Source organism: Bradyrhizobium sp. 26S5 (assembly GCF_036923295.1).
Lineage (GTDB): Bacteria > Pseudomonadota > Alphaproteobacteria > Rhizobiales > Xanthobacteraceae > Bradyrhizobium > Bradyrhizobium septentrionale.
The window spans coordinates 4,982,179-5,002,434 of record NZ_CP145948.1; the positions used below are offsets into that span (position 1 = coordinate 4,982,179).

The 20,256-nt window shown below is 60.2% G+C and carries 17 protein-coding genes and 1 pseudogene; 13 read left to right on the forward strand and 5 right to left on the reverse strand.

Annotation, left to right across the window (positions count from 1 at the left end):
• Positions 1-138 precede the first annotated feature (138 nt).
• The 5 genes from V5279_RS23065 (at position 139) to V5279_RS23085 (ending at position 5,834) form a co-directional block, all read left to right on the forward strand.
• Positions 139-1,863, forward strand: coding sequence for an adenylate/guanylate cyclase domain-containing protein (locus V5279_RS23065; protein ID WP_338688001.1), 1,725 nt, complete (start codon positions 139-141; stop codon positions 1,861-1,863).
• A 46-nt stretch (positions 1,864-1,909) separates the two neighbouring features.
• Complete coding sequence (locus V5279_RS23070; RefSeq protein ID WP_338688003.1) at positions 1,910-2,338, forward strand: hypothetical protein; 429 nt, start codon at positions 1,910-1,912, stop codon at positions 2,336-2,338.
• Positions 2,339-2,638: 300 nt separating this feature from the next.
• Positions 2,639-4,786, forward strand: coding sequence for a sensor histidine kinase (locus V5279_RS23075; protein ID WP_338688005.1), 2,148 nt, complete (start codon positions 2,639-2,641; stop codon positions 4,784-4,786).
• Positions 4,783-5,397, forward strand: a complete 615-nt coding sequence (locus V5279_RS23080) for a response regulator transcription factor (protein ID WP_029084455.1) — start codon at positions 4,783-4,785, stop codon at positions 5,395-5,397. Before V5279_RS23075 ends, V5279_RS23080 begins: the two co-directional genes overlap by 4 nt.
• An 89-nt stretch (positions 5,398-5,486) precedes the next feature.
• Positions 5,487-5,834: a response regulator transcription factor gene (locus V5279_RS23085; RefSeq protein ID WP_245284878.1), complete on the forward strand. Its 348-nt coding sequence runs from the start codon at positions 5,487-5,489 to the stop codon at positions 5,832-5,834.
• A gap of 397 nt (positions 5,835-6,231) precedes the next feature.
• On the opposite strand, the gene V5279_RS23090 is transcribed toward V5279_RS23085, so the two are convergent.
• The gene (locus V5279_RS23090) at positions 6,232-7,035 is read right to left on the reverse strand and encodes an LssY C-terminal domain-containing protein (RefSeq protein WP_338688018.1); all 804 of its coding nucleotides are present in this window, start codon (positions 7,033-7,035) and stop codon (positions 6,232-6,234) included.
• Between the two features lie 679 nt (positions 7,036-7,714).
• Between V5279_RS23090 and V5279_RS23095 the strand changes: the two genes are divergently transcribed.
• Positions 7,715-8,731: a SphA family protein gene (locus tag V5279_RS23095; protein ID WP_166307872.1), complete on the forward strand. Its 1,017-nt coding sequence runs from the start codon at positions 7,715-7,717 to the stop codon at positions 8,729-8,731.
• A gap of 457 nt (positions 8,732-9,188) precedes the next feature.
• Here the strand turns inward: V5279_RS23095 and V5279_RS23100 are convergent.
• The 3 genes and pseudogenes from V5279_RS23100 to V5279_RS23110 all read right to left on the reverse strand — a co-directional run.
• Positions 9,189-9,383 (reverse strand): annotated as a pseudogene (locus V5279_RS23100) (DUF1214 domain-containing protein); the annotation flags it as partial.
• A gap of 324 nt (positions 9,384-9,707) precedes the next feature.
• Positions 9,708-10,304, reverse strand: coding sequence for a PepSY domain-containing protein (locus V5279_RS23105; RefSeq protein WP_338688020.1), 597 nt, complete (start codon positions 10,302-10,304; stop codon positions 9,708-9,710).
• 653 nt (positions 10,305-10,957) lie between these two features.
• Positions 10,958-11,167: a hypothetical protein gene (locus V5279_RS23110; RefSeq protein WP_338688023.1), complete on the reverse strand. Its 210-nt coding sequence runs from the start codon at positions 11,165-11,167 to the stop codon at positions 10,958-10,960.
• 167 nt (positions 11,168-11,334) lie between these two features.
• On the opposite strand from V5279_RS23110, the gene V5279_RS23115 reads away from it, so the two are divergent.
• From V5279_RS23115 to V5279_RS23125, 3 genes are read left to right on the forward strand one after another with little or no spacing between them, the layout of a single operon-like run.
• The gene (locus tag V5279_RS23115) at positions 11,335-11,622 is read left to right on the forward strand and encodes a hypothetical protein (protein ID WP_338688026.1); all 288 of its coding nucleotides are present in this window, start codon (positions 11,335-11,337) and stop codon (positions 11,620-11,622) included.
• A gap of 4 nt (positions 11,623-11,626) precedes the next feature.
• Positions 11,627-12,064, forward strand: a complete 438-nt coding sequence (locus V5279_RS23120) for a hypothetical protein (RefSeq protein WP_338688029.1) — start codon at positions 11,627-11,629, stop codon at positions 12,062-12,064.
• 11 nt (positions 12,065-12,075) lie between these two features.
• Positions 12,076-12,726, forward strand: a complete 651-nt coding sequence (locus V5279_RS23125) for a TetR/AcrR family transcriptional regulator (RefSeq protein ID WP_338688031.1) — start codon at positions 12,076-12,078, stop codon at positions 12,724-12,726.
• Between the two features lie 21 nt (positions 12,727-12,747).
• Here V5279_RS23125 and V5279_RS23130 read toward each other — a convergent pair whose 3' ends face one another.
• Complete coding sequence (locus tag V5279_RS23130; protein WP_338688033.1) at positions 12,748-13,410, reverse strand: helix-turn-helix domain-containing protein; 663 nt, start codon at positions 13,408-13,410, stop codon at positions 12,748-12,750.
• Positions 13,411-13,592: 182 nt separating this feature from the next.
• Here V5279_RS23130 and V5279_RS23135 point away from each other — a divergent pair, with 182 nt between their 5' ends.
• From V5279_RS23135 to V5279_RS23150, 4 genes are all read left to right on the forward strand, one after another.
• Positions 13,593-14,480, forward strand: a complete 888-nt coding sequence (locus V5279_RS23135; RefSeq protein WP_338688036.1) for a sensor histidine kinase — start codon at positions 13,593-13,595, stop codon at positions 14,478-14,480.
• A gap of 164 nt (positions 14,481-14,644) precedes the next feature.
• On the forward strand, positions 14,645-15,610 hold the full coding sequence (locus tag V5279_RS23140; RefSeq protein WP_338688038.1) for an efflux RND transporter periplasmic adaptor subunit: 966 nt from the start codon (positions 14,645-14,647) through the stop codon (positions 15,608-15,610).
• The gene (locus V5279_RS23145; protein WP_338688040.1) at positions 15,607-16,683 is read left to right on the forward strand and encodes an efflux RND transporter periplasmic adaptor subunit; all 1,077 of its coding nucleotides are present in this window, start codon (positions 15,607-15,609) and stop codon (positions 16,681-16,683) included. Before V5279_RS23140 ends, V5279_RS23145 begins: the two co-directional genes overlap by 4 nt.
• The gene (locus V5279_RS23150) at positions 16,680-19,829 is read left to right on the forward strand and encodes an efflux RND transporter permease subunit (RefSeq protein WP_338688043.1); all 3,150 of its coding nucleotides are present in this window, start codon (positions 16,680-16,682) and stop codon (positions 19,827-19,829) included. The genes V5279_RS23145 and V5279_RS23150 overlap by 4 nt, the downstream gene beginning before the upstream one ends.
• Positions 19,830-20,256 lie beyond the last annotated feature (427 nt).

Consider the following 20,256-nt stretch of genomic DNA (forward strand, 5'->3'; position numbering starts at 1 on the left):
AGCAGAGTGCCGTGAAGGGCTTGCCCTCGAGGTCAATGTCGCTTCGTTGATATTGCTGACAGAATGCGACGACCCAGCTCGTTACCATCGCCTGAAAAACGCGTCGAGCCTCCGCTCGCAGCACGAAGAGGTCAAAACATGATCAGCCTATCCATTCGGCGGAAGATCATGGGCATCGCGGTCGTATTGATCGCGCTGATGGCGGTTACCGCCCTTCTATCGATGGCGTCGGTCATACAGGTGGGCGGCCAGCTAGATGAACTTACCCAGAGCTACATTCCTGCTTACGGCAATCTTGCGCGAGCCAATATTCGTTCAGTGGAGCGCGCGCTCGAGCTGCGGCGGCTCATCATCGAAAAACTCCTGTCGTCATCGAATGACGTCACCGCACTCCGCGCCAGATTCGATGCCAAGGGTGGTGAATTCGACAACGAAATAGAGGCGGCGCGCAAGCTTATCGGCGGCCTGATAGAAAAGAACGCCGCCTCCGGCGATACACGTTTGCTGGTTCGGCTTCAGGTGCGTCTCGATGCGGCCGTTGACGACTCCCGGCGACATCTGAACGATGAAATCAGCCGTCTGCTGAATCTGCTGGAAGCGGGCAACGCCTCGACGATTGACGAGAGCCTGAGCCGTGTGGATGCGCTTCGCGATGAGCTCAACAGCAAGCTCGACGGGATCCGGGCAGACATGCTGGTGCTCCTGCGCGCGGATGCGGATCTGACCGCGCAAAGGCAACGTCGTGTGACGTTGATTGCCGCATTCCTGACGCTGCTTGCCGCGGTTCTCGGACTGGTGTTTTCGCTCTTGGTCAGCGCTGGGGTCACGCGCCCGGTCAGGCGGCTACTCGAAGGCGCAAAGGCGGTGGAAGCGGGCAACCTGGATGAACAGGTGCCCATTACGTCGAAAGACGAAATTGGGCATTTGACGACGGCTTTCAATCAGATGATAGAGCAATTGCGCCTCAAGGAGCGAATCCGCGAGACCTTTGGAAAGTACATCGATCCGCGCATCGTCGAAGGACTCATTGACCGGCCCATGCTGGCGGTGGAGGGGCAGCGGCGCGTCATGACCGTGCTGTTCTGCGACGTGAGGGGATTTACCAGCACAAGCGAGGGAATGACACCGCAGGGTCTGGTGAAGGTTATGAATCGTTACTTTTCGACGATGTCTGCTCCGATCCGCGATCATGAGGGAATCATCGACAAATATATCGGCGATGCGATCATGGCGTATTGGGGCCCGCCGTTTACGGACGACGCCGCGCAAGCGCGGCTCGCCAGCCTGGCTGCCCTGAAGATGCTCGAGTTAGTTCCACAGTTGAGGACTGAGCTTCCCGAACTTCTGGGAGTTCGCACTCTTCCCACCGCATTCGATCTGCGCATAGGCATTGCGACCGGCGACGTGCTCGTGGGCAGCATCGGCTCCGAATGGATGAAGAATTACACCGTGATGGGCGACACCGTTAATCTCGCCTCCCGTCTGGAGGGCGCCAACAAGGAATATGGCGGCCGCATTCTGGTGTCGGAGGCAACGATGGCCGGCGCCTCCGACGCGGTGGACGCGCGCGAGATCGACCGAGTTGCCGTGCTGGGACAAAATCAACCCCAAGCAGTATTCGAGATCATGGCGCGCAAGGGCGAGCTTTCGCCGGCGCAGCTTAAGCTGCGTGATCGTTTCTCGGAAGGATTGTCCTGCTACCGGCGTCGAGAATGGGACGAATCGCGTCGCGCGTTTGCGGCGGCGCTCGCTATCGTCCCCAATGATGGCCCGTCGATAACCTTCATCAATCGTCTCGATAAATTCATCCTGCGCCCGCCCGGCGAGAATTGGGACGGCTCGTGGCGGCTTGAGCAGAAGTAACGCGCGAACGCGTAAGTCCATCAAAGACTTGATTGGAGAAAAGGCCATGAATCCAATACCATTCGCCATTGTTAGCCTTTCGCTGTTTATCAACCCGGCCTTGGCGCTGACGCAGCTTCCGCCGCCAACGTCCGTACCTCCCGCGACGGAATCCGCAGCCAAGGCTGCGTTTGGCGTTCTGCAGGGTCGCTGGGTCAGGGTGCAGGGAGGCTACGTGATCACGATCAATTCGGTAGACGCCGATGGCCGGCTTGACGCCAGTTACGCCAATCCGAGGCCGCTGCCTTTTCACACGGCCGTCGCTACCAGCGACGGCAACAGTCTCAAACTTTTCTTTGAGCTACGCGCCGCCGGCTACAACGGTTCTACCTATACGCTGAGCTATGATGCGGCGAATGATCGACTGATAGGTGTTTACGATCAGGTCGTCGTCAAACAGAAATTCGAGGTTATGTTCGTCCGCTCCAAATCGTGACGCAGCAGCCGATTGGCGACAATATGGTGCGGTCACTGCATGCGTGGCCCGCAAAATCGAGCGGACGGGTCAGGCAAGCGACTATCCGTTTGATCGCGCTCAGGAATTGCTAGAGAGGTATGCCGGGAAAACGTGGTAAGGTTATGTATCTCCAGGCGCTTTGTGAATCCGCATCGGTGTATTTTCGGCGTAGCGGTCTTTTCCGGAATGACGAGGACGACGCGCATAGTTTGGCGGAGCTTGGCGCTCCTTTTTCTTTTCGCGGCGGAGTCGTATGCCGCTGAGCCGCGACGCGTGCTCATGCTGCATGCCTTCAACTACACATTCCCCGCCACGACACTGATTGCGGATGGCGCTCGAAAGCGATTATTGGAACGTTCGCCACAACCACTCGAAATCGATGCGGACTTTCTTGACCTGGCGCGAAACACGGATGCCGAGTACGAATCCCGGATAGCGATGTTTCTGCTACTAAAGTACGGGAAACGCCCCCCCGACGTCGTGATCACGCTGGGCAGCGCAGCTTTGCCATTCGTTGTCAGGCACCGCGACAACATCGCGCCAAATGTCCCTGTCGTATTCACGGCCATATCCCCACAAAGCTATAGTGCGTTGCGGCTACCGCCGAACATCACCGGAATCGTTTCCGAGTTTAGTCTCGACAAGACGCTTGCGCTTGCGGAGCGACTGCAGCCTGAAGCGACCCGTCTGTTCGTCATCGCCGGCAGCGGGCAGGTGGATCGGCGGTGGCAATCGGTCGCTCGAAGAACCATCGAGGATCGTGAACGAAAATTCGAGGTGACATATCTGTTCGATCGCTCCCATGCGAAGCTGATGGAGGAGGTGGAGAATATCCCCCATGATGCGATCGTACTATACTTGACGTTTTTTGCCGACAATGGAGGCAGAGCCTTTGTCCCTGCTGAAGTGGCAGGCTCTCTGGCCGCCGTGTCACCGGCACCGCTCTACGCGCCTTATGACACCTATATTGGCAACGGTATCGTTGGTGGCTTCGTTGAGACATTTGAATCGGTTGGTGTCCGAGCGGCAGACATGGCGCTTCAAATCCTTGCCGGGAGAGACCCCGCCACGATTGCCCCGGAAACAAATCCGGGACAGTCCTATCGAGTCGATCACAGGGCTTTGGCGCGGTGGAAGCTTCAAGAGAGCCGACTTCCTCCCGATACTGTTGTGCTGTTCAAAGAACCGACAATCTGGAGTGAGCATCGAGGCATCGTCAGTGCCGCCATCCTGATTGTTGCCTTGCAATCATTAGTTGTTGCCGCGCTGCTGATTCAGCGGCGGAGACGGTTGCGCGCCGAAAATCTGCTCAAGGAAAGCGAGGAGCGGATGACGTTCGCAGCCGCTGCCGCTAATATCGGGCTTTGGCAATTTGACCGGCATCGCAATGAGCTTTGGACGACGGAGCATTGCAGGGCGCTGTTTGGTCTTGCGCGCGATGCGCCGTTGACCCGCGACGCGTTCCTTTCGGTCGTTCACCCCGACGATCTGCAAACTGCCACCCAATCGCTTCAAAAGTCATTCGAGACGGAGCAGCCTGCCATCAGCGACGTCCGAATTGTCCTGCCGGGTGGAGAGGTGCGTTGGGTACGCATGCGAGCCCGCTCTCGTTCAGAGGGCGGCAGCCGACCGGATCACCTCGGCGGCATATTTATCGATATCACCGAACAGAAGTCGGCCGAAGCTGAGGTCGCGCTGCAACGTCGGGAAGTTGAACATTTGATGCGCGTCTCCGTGCTCGGTGAACTTTCCGGATCGATAGCGCACGAAGTCAACCAGCCGCTCACGGCGATCTTGTCCAATGCCCAAGCGGCTCTGCATCTCCTCGCGCAAGATTCACCGGACCTCGTCGAAATCCGCGATGCGCTCGAAGATATCGTTCATGAAGACAATCGAGCCGGCGAGGTTATCCACCGTCTCCGCGGTCTTCTGAAGAAGGGCGAGCGGAACGCGGAAAACGTCAATATCAATGACCTTGTCAGGTCAACCATCAGCCTGCTGAACAGTGAGCTCATTGGCCGCGATATTAACGTCAGGCTTGATCTGGAGAACAGCGCGTTTTTTACGCGGGGCGATTCTGTGCAGCTACAGCAAGTCCTGCTGAATCTTGTCATGAACGCGATGGATGCTATGGCCTCGACCCCGATAACACAGCGCTCAATCTTCGTCTCAACACGAGGGGATCAAGCTGGAATGGTAGATGTGCGCGTGAAGGATCAGGGACACGGCATCGGTCCAAAGGAAAATGGCCATTTGTTCGAGCCATTCTACACCACCAAGGACCATGGTCTCGGCCTGGGTCTGCCGCTCTGTTCGACGATCATACAGGCGCATCAGGGGAAGCTGAATCTGATCAACGATGAGGGCGGGGGCGCCATTGCGGTATTTTCGTTACCAATCCAGCAGCCGGAAATGGGTAATGCATGACGGAAAAATTTACGGTTTACCTTGTCGACGATGACCCCGGAGTGCTCAAGGCGCTGTCGCGCCTACTCCGCGGCAGCGGCCATGACGTCAAGGAATATTCTTCGCCGCGGGTATTCCTCGAAGAGCACGACGTAGCTCTTCCCGGCTGCGCTGTGCTGGACGTTTCGATGCCCGGTCTCGACGGTTTGGAGATTCAGCGGGTGCTGACCGTCGGCGACTATCATCGTCCTGTCGTGTTCGTTACCGGAAAAGGCGACATTCCCACCAGTGTGCGTGCCATGAAGGCCGGCGCGATCGATTTCCTGACCAAGCCCGTAAAGGATAGGGAACTCTTCGATGCGGTTTCCCGTGCTGAAGCCAGGGACGTCGAGTCGCGTCGGCTTCATTCCGAGTTGGAATCGATGCAGGCGAAGGTAGGCACGCTGACCCCGCGCGAACGAGAAGTGCTTATCCATGTGGTGGCGGGGCGGCTCAACAAGCAGATCGCCGGCGATCTGGGTACGGTCGAAAAGACCATCAAGGTCCACCGCAGTCGGATGATGGAGAAACTGGGAATTCGCACCGTGGCCGACCTAGTTCGGATGGCCGAGAAGCTCCGCCTTACGAAATAGGGGAACATTGGCCCAAGGGCCAACTCGACGCGCGCTCGCCGCACCAGCAATAATCATTTATGGTGGAAGCTTCCCCGTGGATTGCGATTGTGGACGATGATCCGGCCGTGCTCAAGGCTTTGAGCCGGTTGTTGCGTACGCACTCATTTCAGGCGCGAACTTTTGCATCCGGACAGGAATTTCTCGCGGCATTGCCAACTGGTCTTCCCGAGTGTCTGATTGTCGATCTTCAGATGCCCGAGATGAACGGTTTGGAACTGCATCAGCATCTCGTAAGCAACGGCATAACAATTCCGACGATTCTGATTTCTGCACATGACAACGACGTGTTGAGCGAGCACAAACGAGGGTTTGTGGCCAGCCTTCGAAAGCCGCTGCAGAAACAGGCTTTGTTTGAGGCTATCGGAAAAGCGGTAGGGACGCGGAGCACAAAGTAGCGCGGGGTGAGCACGCTAAGCGAGCCAAAAGAACATACAAGGAGCGCAAAGACGCCTATATCGATTTCCATGATCGTCGTGAGTTCGCAGCTGGTCGTCGCGGTCGCGGACGGGGTGCCGGCGTTCGATATTTCGCGAAGCTGCAGGTTCGACCTGGCGGCGACAGCAGGGCTCACTGTCGATCAGTCATCAAAGACCTGCATAGGAGACGAAACCAGGGCGCGACAGCGGCTGGCGCGCCAATGGTCGAAATATTCCGCTTCCAGTAAGGCGCAGTGCGTACCGCAGGAGAGTATCGGCGGCACACCGAGCTACGTCAGTCTTATGACTTGTCTAGAGATGGGGCAGTGGGCTCGCTGACGGTTCTGCGGCATTCGCTGCGGGGCGCCAGCAAACGTCAGTCGGACGATGAAGCCCAGGCGAACATCTTGTCCTTCACCTGGATCAGGGCCGGCACCGGCAGCAGTTTGGCCGGCGCCGCAGCTTTCTCGCCGCGCGCCACCAGCTGGGCCATCCAGATCTCGCCATCGGTGTAATAGGGATCGCCTTCGCCATTGCGGCCGTTCAAGGTCGGACCAATTCCTCTGATCTGATAGATTCTAAGCACCGAACGGCCGAGGTCCAATCCGGTAATCAGGCGGTCACGCTCTTGATCGACGTTTGGTGCAATCTTGTGCGTTACCTGTCCTGTATCGCGGCTCAGGGTTACACCGGTATCGAAGCTCGCCGATCCGAGCCAAACAGGACTGCCATCGGCGCCATTTGACAGCACCAGCCATAACCGGACGTGCTGCCGACGGTCCGCGCTTATCCCCTCTGGCTTTTCGAACGCCAGATCCTCACGTCGTCCGTCGAAGTAGAGCGGGCTGACAGGCGCGTCCTTGTAGGAGCGGTCAAGCAACACGCTGCCGATGATCTCCAGGCTGGTCCGCAACGTAATCGGATCGGCTGGATACCAACCTGCGGCATGAAATGCGAAAACCACATCCTCTCGCGTTCCGATCAGACCGACGTTGATCGGGTCCCCCGGCATGCCCTCGGCCGTCGACGTCACCATCGGCCGCTTTGATAGGCCTGGCTCATGTTCGATCCGAGCCCAGGTTGCAGGCAATATCAGATAGCTGACCAACACATAGATCGAGATCACGGCTAAGGGAAGCCAGAGATAGCGGTGCCCATGTGCCACAAATGACGGCTTCATGGATGTACCTCCTATGAAGTGCTGACGGCGAGACGCCCGACGTGGTGGCAGAGGGCTACCCGACAGTTGATAACACGCCGCGACGGCGTTGCCTTGGTCTACGGCATTCCGAAACGACAAAATTGCCTTAGTAGGTCCTACGTCACGCCTTTGCCGTCGCGAGACAGGACCCCGAGGTTGGTTTGGGCGAAGGCGTGGCGTTGCTCCGCCGCTTTCCGAAACCATTATGCTGCAGCTGAGTCGTCCCATCGCACGCCGCGGCCTGTCGCATGCGCTACCCCGGGATCGAACTGGGCTGTGCCGTTGCCAATCACGGGCCAGCGGCCGAATAAGACGCAGAGCATCTAAGTAATCGCGTCTAGCAATAGCATCAATCCCATCCTCGAACGTGCGGATTAGACGAACTTGCAGGCCCAGGAGAAACAGAGCGTTGGCACAACCTGCATAGTGGCTCCCTGGTCTCAGTATGAACCTTTTTCCTAGCCAATCGAGCCGGGCTGATTTTTACATGGTGAGCCCTGCTTGCTCTGGGTTACGCTGTCACTGGATTCTATTCGGAGGCAACGTGCTTACGGAGTGTAACATGACAGCGGAACTGGTCGTACCGAAAAGAGGGCGGCCGACTTCAGCACATCGACGCGGACTTGGCGTTGCTGCGATCGTCTTGGCGCCTGCGATCATGCTTTCTTCCCATCGTGCGCTGGCCGACGAAGGCGGCATTAGCTTCTGGATCCCAGGCCTCTTTGGGAGCTTGGCGGCCACGCCGCAGCAGCCGGGATGGTCGCTGGCGAATATCTACTACCACACCTCCGTATCCGCCGGCGCCGACGTCGCGCGGGCGCGCGAATTCACGCTCGGCAGGGTTCCGGCCAACGTTACCGTAAACGCGAATCTGAATTTGAATGTCAACGCCACCGGCGACCTTGGCTTTGTGCTCCCGAGCTATGTATTTGCAACGCCAGTGCTCGGCGGCCAGGCGTCAGTGTCCCTCCTGGCAGCCTATGGCGTCGTCGGCACCAGCCTGGCGGGGACCTTGTCCGGCGTGGCCACGGGCCCGTTCGGCAACACCGTTCCCTTCGCGCGGTCCGACACCATCAGCGACACGACATGGGGCTTTGGGGATCTGGCGCCGCAATTCGCATTGCGCTGGAACGCCGGCGTCCACAACTACATGACCTATATCACCGGCGACATCCCGGTTGGCGCTTACCAATCCGATCGCTTGTCGAACCTGGGTATCGGACACGGCGCGATCGACGCCGGTGGCGGCTACACCTATTTCAACCCGCAGACCGGACACGAATTCTCCGGGGTGCTCGGCTTCACCTACAATTTCAAAAATACTGCGACGCAGTATCAAAACGGCGTCGACATGCATTTCGACTGGGGCGCATCGCAATTCCTGTCGAAGCAGGTCATGGTTGGCCTCGTGGGCTATGTCTACAAGGAGCTGGGCTGCGACAGCGGCTCAGGAGACCGTGTCGGCTGCTTCCAGTCCCAGGTGGTTGGCGTCGGCCCCCAGATCGGGTTTCTGTTTCCGGTCGGCGACATGCAGGGTTATCTCAATTTTAAGGCTTACGGCGAGTTCGCTGCGGAAAACCGGCCATCCGGCTGGAACACCTGGGTGACCTTCGCTATCTCGCCGCCTGCGCCCGGAGCGCCTCCGACAACAAAGCCCATCGTCAGAAAATATTAGGATCGACCAACCTGCGGCTTGATCGCTGACCGATAGTTCGGGTGGGCTGCTCGGAGCGACCAAAACCCCAACGGACCCGTGGTTTTCAACCGTAGCTTGTAAACTCACTAAAGGCTGCTGACTGAAGAAAGCAAGCATTTGTAATGGTTTCTTAGATCGCGTTCGGAGGATGGACGTTCCGTCGCGGGGCTCACGTTGAAAATCTGATGTCGGCCAGGTGCGGACAGCGCCCAGCATCCATTCTGCGCATTCGTTAGGGCCGTCCGTCAACACACCTTGCCGGGCACCCCTTCCTTTTTGGCGTCGATCCGGGAAGGGCCGATCTTGGTGAAAGCAGACATCCGGCAGATTGCCGATGTGGGCTAAGGGCCAAAAGCGGTCAAGGAGCCCCGCGTGACGACTGCACGCGCATTTGGCATCGAGCCCGCGGTTCCTTGATCGCTCCATGGTTTTGGATTCACAGAACGAGTTCGACCTCGCTCGGCCGCCAGGTTTTGGTGAAGAACGGCTCAAGCGGGCTGTAAAGCCGCAGACATGGGATGAAGCCCTTGCCCGGCATGGTCTGTATCCAGTTGCCCCGTTTGACATTCGCTGGTTGCGTAGCGCCGAAGTAGACCGTCGTCGTGCCGTCGGCGTTCGCTTCCGCAGCGGGTACTTGCCGCGGACCCATCATCGATTCAAGTCTCCCGCCCACACCGACAGAATGAATCAGTGATCTCCTTCGGATTCAACGGTCGAGTTTTTCAACACAATAGGCGCAAAGCGGTCATTCCAAATGTCGGCTGCGTCGGGATGGCCGGAGACCGAATTGTCGTTCGAAAGGCCACAAAAGGGGGAACAGAGGAAAGGTGCATAACATGGGACTTCGAGAAGCGGTCGCTATTGAGCAACGCATCGCACAATGCCGTCGTTTATTCCGATCGTTCCTTCGAAACATCGGATCGCGGTAACAGCGATCTGGCTCAGACCTGATCGCTTAGTTGCTTCCTTGCTTACCGACCCTAGGCGGTTCGAGCGTGACCTCCTTCAAGCGATCACCACTGGCGATGACGACCACGAAGTTGAGTTTGCCATCCTGGTTCATCAGACCTCCGGCAAGAGCGCTTCCCGCTGCAGCCTTCTCAGCGATGCGTACGGCGTCGGACAGCTCTTGCTCAACTGACTTCAGGGCAACGATGTTGCCCAGATCCTCTCGGTCGAGGTCCCTCAGCGATGACGAAAGTTCCTTTTCTGTAACGCTTCCGGTGTTCGCATCTATCACATTTTCCCAAAGTCGCTCATTGCCTACCGTCCGCACGCGATAAATGGCCGGACCGGAAATCTCAAAGCTAACATCTGCGGTCCTTGAACCGTCATGCAAATGCTCGGCGATCGCCACCGCCTGACTGAGCGGTATTTTTATTGTGCGAAATTGCGCGAGCAGGCGACGAATCGTCGCCTCATCGGCATCGCCTTGGGCGGCTACGCCTCTATTTGCGGCGTCCAAAGGCGAGTGGGTGACGTCGGCTCTCGCGCCCGTAGCAGCAAACGTGGCGGACAGAACGATAATCGCAAACAATCGCTTCTTCGACATGAGGTAAATCCCTTGGCTGTCCGTGAAAAACTGATCGGTGGTCTTATGGGTGTGCGAGGGTCCACGACGGGCCTATCGACATGAACCTTGGCCCAGTGAAGCGCTCCGTTCGAGAGTGGTATCCAAACTCGAATGCCGAGCAGGTCGCCGTCGCTTCTCGGAGTGAGTCCGAGCGAAATTGCGCCGTGGTTTCGAGGCAGGCCTGACTGGCCTCGCGCTTGAGCCGGCTTGATCGGAGACTCCCAGACCGAACTGCGCCAACGTTTCATGGAGATGGGTCGGGATTGCAGGGCTACCGTCACTCGCATAAGCTTGCTCGGATATAGACGCGGGCGGCTGTCGTACGGCATCGGCCACATCCGAGCTAAGCGGCGAGGGGACTGCAATCTCCCGGTCCGGGAGCATAGGCAGGAAGCCGGGCTGGCTGGTATCGATGACGACTGCTTCCGGTACCTTCAACTCGGAGGCGATCCGGATCGGCGGAAGCGTGGAATGCGATTCGATGAGCCCGCTCGGCGGGGTCGCGGGCAGCAGGGAATTGGCTGCAAAGAGCAGCACGAGCAAGGCTCCGCCGACCCACAGAAAGTAACCCCGCACGGGAGCTTGAGCCTCGACTGAACCGGGCGCACGCATTGACAAGACGGATGTTCTGCTCACAGCGCTCGGCTCCCGCGCTGAAGTGCTTTCGGCGCAATCCAGGACCGCCCGCCGGCGAACGCGTGCAACCCGGCAAGCAACGATATCGTAACGCCCAGCAACAGGCTCAGGCCCACGAGAGACAGAGCCACGACCAGGTTCAGGCATGCGAGCGCAAGCCCCGGCCACGGATTTTCCTTCGCGAGCGACCACAAAAGTGTTGACATTCTCGGCTCCATAACTACACTAAACCGTATAGTTCATATACATCCCGAACCGCGGGGTGTGTCAAGAGCGAAGACTCACAAGCTCGTGTTCAGGCAGTTCGACGGGCGAAGAATCGGAGCATCACGCTGCGTTTCCCGTCGGGTCTCAGGAGAAGAAGGGATTTTGTATGTTCAAGTACACATTAGTCGTCATGCTGGCGGCGACGTTCGGCAATGGAACTGCCTTTGCGCAGGAGAACCGCGGCACTCCCGAACAGAGGGCCGCATGCGCGCCTGACGCCTTCCGGCTGTGCCTTAACTACATCCCCGGCGCCACGAATGTGGAGGCCTGTCTCAGGCAAAGAGAGTCAGACCTGAGCGATGCTTGCAAGGCCGTCTTCGACCGCGCTGCGGGAACTGCTGCGGTCAGGACCATCGGATCGCCCCGCTACCGCGGCGCAAGAGATGAGGACTGATCGTATGAACACGATTTATGCTCCCGCTTTCGCCGCGTTCGGGGGCTCGGCCTTCGGAGCGATCTCCACGATCGTGACCGGATGGGCGAGTCGGCGCCGCAAGCTTCGCGAGCGTCACTATGCCCGGTCGATTTCCAAGCGCGAGCGGCTCTATCGAAGCTTTATCGAGGAGGCCTCCCGGGTCTACGCCGACGCGCTCGTCAGCGACAAGTCCGAGATTCCGCAACTGGTCAATCTGTATGCGCTCATAGGACGGATGAGGATTCTGTCCAGCGATCAAGTGGTTCAAGCCGCGGAGCGGGCGGGTCGCCTGATCATCGAAACCTACTTGTCGCCAAACCGCGAATTTGGCGATCTGCCTGAGTTCCTGGAGGAAATGGATCCCTTGCGTGGCTTCGGGGAAGCCTGCCGACGCGAATTGCATTCGCTCCCATCTCGCTGAGGTCTCAAGCGATGCCGCATCGGATACGCCAGGCCGGGTCGTCGTGCATCCGTCGGCGGATCGTACAAGCCGCGACCCGATTGCACCGCGAGATCGGCTTCAGGAAGACCACCGTCGCCGATATCGCTCGCGGGGCGTCGATGTCGCCCGCCAACATTTACCGCTTCTTCCCTTCAAGGCAGGCGATCGAAGAGGCGGTCGTGGCAGATTTGTTCGAACAGGTCTCCGCGGCCGCAACGCTAGCCGCTCTCTTGAGCGGCTCGGCTCTGGACCGTCTAACGGCCGCTTTGAGCGCAATCTCGCAGCTGCACGAACATCGGCTGGAAAACGACAGCAAGCAACACGAATTGGTCGCTGCCGCGGTACGCGAGAACTGGGCGGTCGCCCTGTCTTACGCAGACCGGATCCAGGGGCTTGTGCGCGCGATCATTGCTGGCGGACAGGCGAGCGGCGAGCTACGACCGGGAAGTGCGGTGGCAATGACCTGTTGCCTGCTTGAAGCAATGGAGGGGCATCTCAATCCGTCGCGGATCAACGCGGCTGCCGTTCGGCCCACGTTTGACGAGATGATGGATTTCTGCGCTGGCGCCCTGCGTCATGGACCGCGGAGGTCAGTCGACCTGGCCGCCGATTTACGTCCCAAAGCCGTGGCGCAAGGATAGCGAGCGGGGTCTGTGGCTGGTTCACTGCCTCCAGTCCGCCTCGCAAGCCGCGAGAAAGAAATTGACCCGTTCGTGCAGGAACGTCGGCAGCTCTTTTTTTAGATCCTTCAGTTCCTCACCCATCAGAGATCTCATCAGCATCGGAAGCAGAATGAGATCCATAAACATTTGAGCTGTCGCAACGCTCCGCTTTGCGCTGAAAGGTCCTTTGGCTGTGCGCGCGACCCTCTGCGTCGCCTCGTTCAAGAGTTGCGAAACTGCCCCAGCCGCACGGTCGCGCGCGGCGTCGTGAACATTTCGACTCAACTCGGGAAATCGCCGTGCCTCGGCGATCGTCGCGCGTGTGAGGTCCAACGTGTCCTCAACGAATCTCTCCACGATCTCGATGCCGAGATTGGCAAGCTTTTCCTGGATGGTGCGGCCCGCCGGCGTGAACCCCTCGAAATCTGTCAATCCGTTGATGGTCCGGGCCACCACAGCAACGAACAGCGCCTCCTTGCCGGGGAAATGCGCATAAATGGTCGGTTTGCTCGCAGGAGCCAACTCGGAGATATCGTCAATGCTGGCACTCCGAAACCCTTTTTCGAGAAAGAGCTGCTGGGCTGCATCGAGAATCCGCGCCTGGACGTCGCCGGCAAGGTCCTTGGGCGGTCTGCCGCGTTTCGGGCTCTTGTTCTTCGCCATCACCGTCTCCTCATCATGAGTTTTTGCGTGTCTGGATTCCACTTGACATGCCCGGGCAGGAAATGCAATGAAAAGAAAATATACGGTATAGTGTGTTTTTTGCGCGGATAGGCCGACTTCGTTTGCCAGGCTTGCGCCAGCTCATCCGGAAGACCGGTCGGCCGCCAACAGGCGCGTTCGGGATGCTCATCCGGTACAACCGAAAGGAGATCGTCGTGACGATGTGCGGCCCGGAGTCGCCAATTGTGCAGCAGGGCATCCTGCTGCGCGAATTGAATCATCGGATTAATGGTGGACTTGCCTCGGCGATCAACCTGGTCTCGGCCGCGGCCGTCCGGGTCGAGGGGGCGGAGGCCAAGCGCGCCCTAAGCGACGTCGTCGAGTTGTTGCATGGCTATGCCGATGTGCAACAGGCGCTCGCAGTGCCCAAGGGCAAGGCGCTGATCGACGCCGCGACATGCATCCGAATGATGGGCTGCGCCATGCGCCGTTCGTTGCTGGATCGGATGAATATCCGGCTGGCACTCGCAACCGAATCTCTTCCGCTCCAACCGGAGCGATGCCGGCAACTCGGATTGATCGTCCACGGGCTCGTAACCAATGCAGCGAGGCATGCGTGCTTCGAGGCCCGGACCGCGGAAATCAAGATCAAACTGTCAAGAATCGGTGCGCTGGTGAACTGCGTCGTCCTGAACAATGGATCGCGGCCGTCACGGAGCGCTGCGGGGCGCGGACAGCGGCTCAGCAATGATCTTGCCAAGTGCCTCGGCGGCCGGGTCGAGCACGGCTTCGGCGACGAATTCACGTCCGTCGTTCTGTCGTTTCCGCTGGCCGCACGTGAGCGGCAGGCGAACGGGGCGATGGTGAAGTCGCCTCGCCGGTCAAACGTCAGCACGTCCGATGCCTCGGCGATTTGCACCGGAGCGAACTGCTCCGGTCGGGACAGCCGCCCCGTTGCGACCCGACCGGATTCCACTCCGACCCACGGAGCCCAACCGGTTTCTCCCCGTCCAGCGGCGGATGTGCTGGGCGCCTTGTTGTCACCCCGTCACCGCATGGACCTGCTATGACCCATCATTCTGCGAACCTCACCGAAATCGATCAAGCTGCCCGCAAACGCAAACTGAGGGGCCCCGGTGGCCTGGCGGCCGCGCTTGTCGCCATTGCGTTGAGTGGCTGCAATGATCATTCCGCCGCTCCCGTCACGCACGCTGCGATGGTGCGGACGGAGATCGTGCAGTCGCGCGACCGGCAAGCCGCCGTCACGCTGACCGGCGAAATCCAGGCCCGTTTCCACGCCGACCTGTCATTCCGCGTCAGCGGACGTGTGCTCGCCCGCTATGTCGATGTCGGCGCCCACGTCGAGGCTGCTGAGATCCTGGCTGTGCTCGATCCAGCCGAGCAGCAGGCCGACGTTGATGCCGCGACCGCAGCGGTGCTGGCCGCAGAATCTCAGCTGCGCGTGGCCAAGGTGACTTTCGAACGACAAAAGGCGCTGATCGCAAGCGGTTTTACCACGCGGACGGTCTACGATCAGGCGCAGGAAGGGTTGCGAACCGCAGAAGGTGCGCTTGAAGCCGCAAAAGCGGAGCTCGGAACGTCGAAAGACGCCCTTGGCTATACGGCGCTGCGCGCCGAAGCGGCAGGCATCGTCACCGCGCGCAATCTGGAGGTCGGCCAGGTCGTACAGGCCGCGCAACCCGTATTCTCGCTCGCGCAGGACGGTGAACGCGATGCCGTGTTCGATATCTACGAATCTCTCTTGTTTGGCGATGTCGACGACCGCCGCATATCGCTGGCGCTTGTCTCCGACGCAGGTGTGGCGGCGAGCGGGCATGTCAGGGAGGTCTCGCCCGCGATTGACGCGAAGAGCGCGACCATCCGCGTCAAGGTTGCCATCCAGGATCCGCCGGCAGCGATGACGCTTGGAAGCGCCGTTGCGGGAACTGTCAAAGCGAAGCCCCAGCAGCAGATCGCGTTGCCCTGGAGCGCATTGGCGGCGGCCGGATCGAAGCCCGCGGTTTGGACCGTCGATCCAGTGACCAAAACAGCTGCGCTCAAGCCGGTGACGATCGGCGGTTATGAAGCCCGTGAAGTGCTGATCAAGGCGGGACTCAAGCCGGGCGAGCGCGTCGTGATCGATGGCGGCAAGTTGCTGAGCAATGGCCAGGCTGTAACATATGAGGGAGACCCGTCATGAAGAGGCGCGTCACGATTGCAGCCGGCACGTTTGTATCAGCGCTCGCGCTGGCTGGATGTCAGCAGGATGCGAAGGCGCCCGAGCCTGTGCGACCCGTGCTGTCGATGGTCCTTGAGCCGAGCCGCCCCGACGGCATTGTCGCCGTGGGCGTTGTTGAGCCGCAGTACAAGACCAATCTCGCGTTCCGTCTCTTGGGACGTCTGACCGGGCGTCCCGTCTCCGTTGGTGACGTCGTCAGCGAAGGACAAACGGTCGGTGTCATCGATTCCATGGCTCTGGAGCTTGCGGTGCGCTCGGCGAAGGCTGAGCTCACCAAGGCCGAAGCGCTTCTGTCGACTGCCAAGGCGACGGAGGAGCGGCAGCGAACCCTCATCACAACCGACGCCACCACAAAGCAGACACTGGACAATGCCGAGCAGGCGCGAGCCGGTGCCGCCGCGTCGGTCGCGCACGCACGGGCGAACCTGATCAAGGCCACCGAGCAACGGGGCTATGCCCAGCTCAAGGCCGATTTCGCCGGCGTCGTCACTGCGGTGAGCGCAGAAGTCGGACAGGTGGTCTCTCCTGGCCAAAATGTCGTGACGGTTGCGAAGCCCGACATCCGGGAGGCGGTGGTCGATATCGGGGAGGATTTCCCGGTGCCGCTTGAAATTGGCTTGCCGTTCACCGTCGGCTTGCAGTTGCTCCCCGCCGTCCGGGTCGAAGGCAAGCTACGCGAGATCGCTCCGCAGGCAGACCCCGTGACGCGCCTGCGGCGAGTCCGTATCGCCCTGAACAATCCGCCTGAAAGCTTCCGCTTGGGCACGACCGTCGCCGCGACGTTCGACAGAACGCAAAGTCCGACATTGCGCGTTCCCGCCTCAGCGGTGCTCGCCAAGGATGGCGCAAACTTCGTCTGGGTCATCGATCAGCCGGCCAGCACCGTCTCGCTGCACAAGGTCGATCTCGCCGGGGACCCCGCAGGTGCCCGCGTCGCCGACGGGCTTTATCCCGGCGCGCGCATCGTGACCGCCGGAATCCACAGCCTCAAGCCAGGACAACACGTCCGTATCGAACAGGATCAGAAGCCATGACGTCGTTCAACCTTTCCGACTGGGCGCTCCGTCACCGTTCGCTCGTCTGGTATTTCATGATCGCCTTCATGGCGGCAGGCCTCTTTGCCTATCTTCAGCTTGGTCGTCAGGAAGATCCCGACTTCACCATCAAGACCATGGTGATCCAGGCACAGTGGCCGGGCGCCTCGCCCGAAGAGATGACGCGCCAGGTCACCGACCGGATCGAAAAGAAGCTCGAGGAGCTGGAGTGGCTCGACTACACCAAGAGCGTGACGGTCGCGGGCCAGACCACCGTATTCGTCTATCTGCGCGACACGACAAAGGCGGCTGACGTCAAGCCGACCTGGGTCCGCGTCCGCAACATGATCGCGGATATCAAGGGCGAATTCCCGCAAGGGGTGATCGGGCCGGGCTTCAACGATCGCTTCGGCGACGTGTTCGGCAATATCTATGCTTTCACCAGCGACGGCTTGACCCAGCGTCAGCTGCGCGATGAGGTCGAAGGCATCCGCGCCAAGGTCTTGACCGTGCCTGACGTGGGCAAGGTCGACATTCTGGGAACGCAGGACGAGGTGATTTACCTCGAATTCTCCACCCGGAAGGTCGCCGCCCTTGGCCTCGACGTCCACTCGATCATGGCCTCCCTGCAGGGACAGAACGCGGTCGCGCCGTCCGGGGTGTTCCAGGACGGGCCCGAGCGGATCAGCGTGCGGGTGAACGGCCGGTTCACATCGGAGGCAAGCCTGAACGCGGTCAATCTTCGGATCAACGACCGCTTCTTTCCGCTGACTGACGTCGCGACCGTCACGCGCGGCTATGATCCGGCCAAGACCTTGTTCAGGTACAACGGTCAGCCTGCAATCGGGCTCGCCATCGGCATGAAGTCCGGCGCAAACCTGCTTCACTTCGGCGAGGCGCTGAAGGAGGAGATGTCAAAGGTCATTGCCGACCTGCCGATCGGCGTCGGCGTTCATCTGGTCGCCAATCAGCCGGTTGTGGTCGAGCATGCGGTGTCGGGCTTCACCGAGGCGCTGTTTGAGGCCGTGGTCATCGTTCTCGCTATCAGCTTTCTCAGCCTGGGCATGCGGGCCGGGCTCGTCGTCGCAATTGCGATCCCGCTGGTGCTCGCCATTACTTTCGTGGTGATGGCCTATGCCGGCATTTCATTGCAGAGAATTTCGCTGGGCGCACTGATCATCGCGCTCGGCCTTCGGGTCGATGACGCCATGATTGCCGTCGAAATGATGGTGGCCCGGCTGGAGGTCGGCGATCCCCTGGAAAAGGCGGCGACCCACGTCTATACGTCGACCGCATTTCCCATGCTGACGGGCACGCTTGTCACCGTCGCGGGCTTCATTCCGATCGGGCTGAACAGCAGCAATGCCGGTGAATTTACCTTCACCCTGTTCGTGGTGATTGCGGTCTCCCTGATCGTGTCTTGGATCGTCGCGGTGCTGTTCACCCCGCTGCTCGGCGTCACCATTCTGCCGGCAAAGATGAAGGGGCACCACGGGGAGAAGGGCCGGCTGGCGCAGATTTTCTCCCGTCTGCTGCTCGTCTGCATGCATCACCGCTGGATCACGGTCGGCGTGACGGTTGCAGCGTTCTTCGTCGCGTTGTTCGGCATGAATTTCGTGCAGCAGCAGTTCTTTCCCTCGTCGGATCGCAGCGAACTCGTGATCGACTGGAATCTCCCGCAGAACGCTTCGATCGCCGACACCAATGCGCAGATGGCGCGTTTCGAGCGCGAAGAGCTGCAGGACAACGGCTCCGTGGAACATTGGTCGACTTATGTCGGCACCGGCGCGCCGCGGTTCGTGCTGTCGTTCGACGTGCAGACGGCCAATGCATGGTTTGGCCAGCAAGTCGTGGTGACCAAGGGCGGCATCGAGGCCCGCGATCGCGTCAAGGCGCAATTCGAAGAATATCTGAGGAAGACGTTTCCAGGCACCGACAGCTACGTCAAGTTGCTCGAGGTCGGCCCGCCCGTGGGGCGTCCGGTGCAATACCGCGTGAGCGGACCGGACGTCGCGAAGGTCAGAGATCTTTCGCAGGAACTCGCTGGCATCGTCCGGAGCAACCCCGATCTCGGCAACGTCGTGTTCGACTGGATGGAGCCTGCGCGGGTCGTCAAGGTCGACGTTCTCCAGGACAAGGCCCGCCAGCTCGGCGTGACGTCGGAAGACATCGCCACAGCCGTGAACTCGGTGCTCGAGGGCACGCAGATCACACAGGTTCGCGACAGCATCTATCTTGTCAATGTCACTGGACGCGCGACCGCGGTCGATCGCGGCTCGATCGATACGCTCCGGGATCTGCAGTTGACCGGGCAGGGTGGGCAGTCGGTGCCGCTCGGGGCCGTGGCCAATCTGCGCTATGAGATCGAGCAGCCGACGATCTGGCGCCGCGCCAGGATTCCCACGATCACGCTAAAGGCCGGCATCGTTACCAGCGTCCAGCCGAAGACGATCATGGACGAGTTGGCGCTGAAGGTGGCGGAGTTCAGCAAAGCACTGCCGGCGGGTTATTCGGTGGCGATCGGCGGCTCCGTGGAGGAAAGCGCCAAGAGCCAGTCGCCGATCGTCGCCGTCGTTCCGCTGATGCTGTTCGTTATGGCGACCGTCCTGATGATTCAGTTGCAGAGCTTTCACCGCCTGTTCCTGGTGTTCGCGGTCGCACCGCTTGCCGTGATCGGCGTCGTTATGGCCCTGTTGCCGAGCGGCGCACCTCTCGGCTTCGTTGCCATCCTGGGTGTGCTGGCGCTGATCGGCATCCTGGTCCGAAACTCGGTGATCCTGATCGTGCAGATCGAGGATCTAAGGAAAGAGGGGCGCCCGGCCTGGGATGCCGTCGTGGAAGCGACGGAGCATCGCATGCGGCCGATCCTGCTGACCGCGGCCGCCGCAAGTCTCGCGCTGATTCCAATCGCGCGCGAGATTTTCTGGGGTCCGATGGCCTACGCGATGATGGGCGGCATTATCGTCGGCACGCTGCTGACGCTGCTCTTTCTGCCGGCGCTCTATGTGGCGTGGTTCCGGATCCACCCTGTCCAAGACGATGGCCGGCCAATGTCTGAGACGGTTGAGCCGGCGCACGAGACTCATTCGTCGAACCCGACTCTTGCGCCGGCCGCGCCGGTGCCGGTCCTTGAAACGCAAATCTGAAACGGAGACTATCATGTCCAGGAAGACACTCTTGACGCTGTCGGTCAGCGTAACGCTCGCAACGATTTCGTTGGCGCCGACTGCGGTGTTTGCGCAATTCCCCGGTCTGCCTCCAATGGGGCCGGGTGGTCCTCCGCCGATCGCGGCCGGCGGTCCTCCCGCATTCGCAAGTCCACCTCCCATGGGGCCCGGCGGTGCGGCCCATGCCGGCCTTGGCGGTCCGACTCCTCGGTTGGGCGCCGGCGCTGGTCCTCGCGGCGATCTAAGGGCGCTTGGCGGCGTCCCCGCCGGCGGTCGTGACGGACCCGCGGTTGCAGGCTCGGTCCAGGCTCGCTCTGCATCGGTCAGCTATAGCCGTTCCGGAAGCTTCAGCCATGGCTATGGCGCGCGGCGGTACGGTTATGGTGCAGCCTACGTCGCTGGAGCC

Coding starts and splice junctions, on each gene's coding strand:
- V5279_RS23065 (WP_338688001.1), top strand. CDS start 139: ATGATCAGCCTATCCATTCGGCGGAAGATCATGGGCATCGCGGTCGTA.
- V5279_RS23070 (WP_338688003.1), top strand. CDS start 1,910: ATGAATCCAATACCATTCGCCATTGTTAGCCTTTCGCTGTTTATCAAC.
- V5279_RS23075 (WP_338688005.1), top strand. CDS start 2,639: ATGCTGCATGCCTTCAACTACACATTCCCCGCCACGACACTGATTGCG.
- V5279_RS23080 (WP_029084455.1), top strand. CDS start 4,783: ATGACGGAAAAATTTACGGTTTACCTTGTCGACGATGACCCCGGAGTG.
- V5279_RS23090 (WP_338688018.1), bottom strand. CDS start 7,035: ATGAAGCCGTCATTTGTGGCACATGGGCACCGCTATCTCTGGCTTCCC.
- V5279_RS23095 (WP_166307872.1), top strand. CDS start 7,715: ATGCTTTCTTCCCATCGTGCGCTGGCCGACGAAGGCGGCATTAGCTTC.
- V5279_RS23105 (WP_338688020.1), bottom strand. CDS start 10,304: ATGTCGAAGAAGCGATTGTTTGCGATTATCGTTCTGTCCGCCACGTTT.
- V5279_RS23110 (WP_338688023.1), bottom strand. CDS start 11,167: ATGTCAACACTTTTGTGGTCGCTCGCGAAGGAAAATCCGTGGCCGGGG.
- V5279_RS23115 (WP_338688026.1), top strand. CDS start 11,335: ATGTTCAAGTACACATTAGTCGTCATGCTGGCGGCGACGTTCGGCAAT.
- V5279_RS23120 (WP_338688029.1), top strand. CDS start 11,627: ATGAACACGATTTATGCTCCCGCTTTCGCCGCGTTCGGGGGCTCGGCC.
- V5279_RS23125 (WP_338688031.1), top strand. CDS start 12,076: ATGCCGCATCGGATACGCCAGGCCGGGTCGTCGTGCATCCGTCGGCGG.
- V5279_RS23130 (WP_338688033.1), bottom strand. CDS start 13,410: ATGGCGAAGAACAAGAGCCCGAAACGCGGCAGACCGCCCAAGGACCTT.
- V5279_RS23135 (WP_338688036.1), top strand. CDS start 13,593: ATGCTCATCCGGTACAACCGAAAGGAGATCGTCGTGACGATGTGCGGC.
- V5279_RS23145 (WP_338688040.1), top strand. CDS start 15,607: ATGAAGAGGCGCGTCACGATTGCAGCCGGCACGTTTGTATCAGCGCTC.
- V5279_RS23150 (WP_338688043.1), top strand. CDS start 16,680: ATGACGTCGTTCAACCTTTCCGACTGGGCGCTCCGTCACCGTTCGCTC.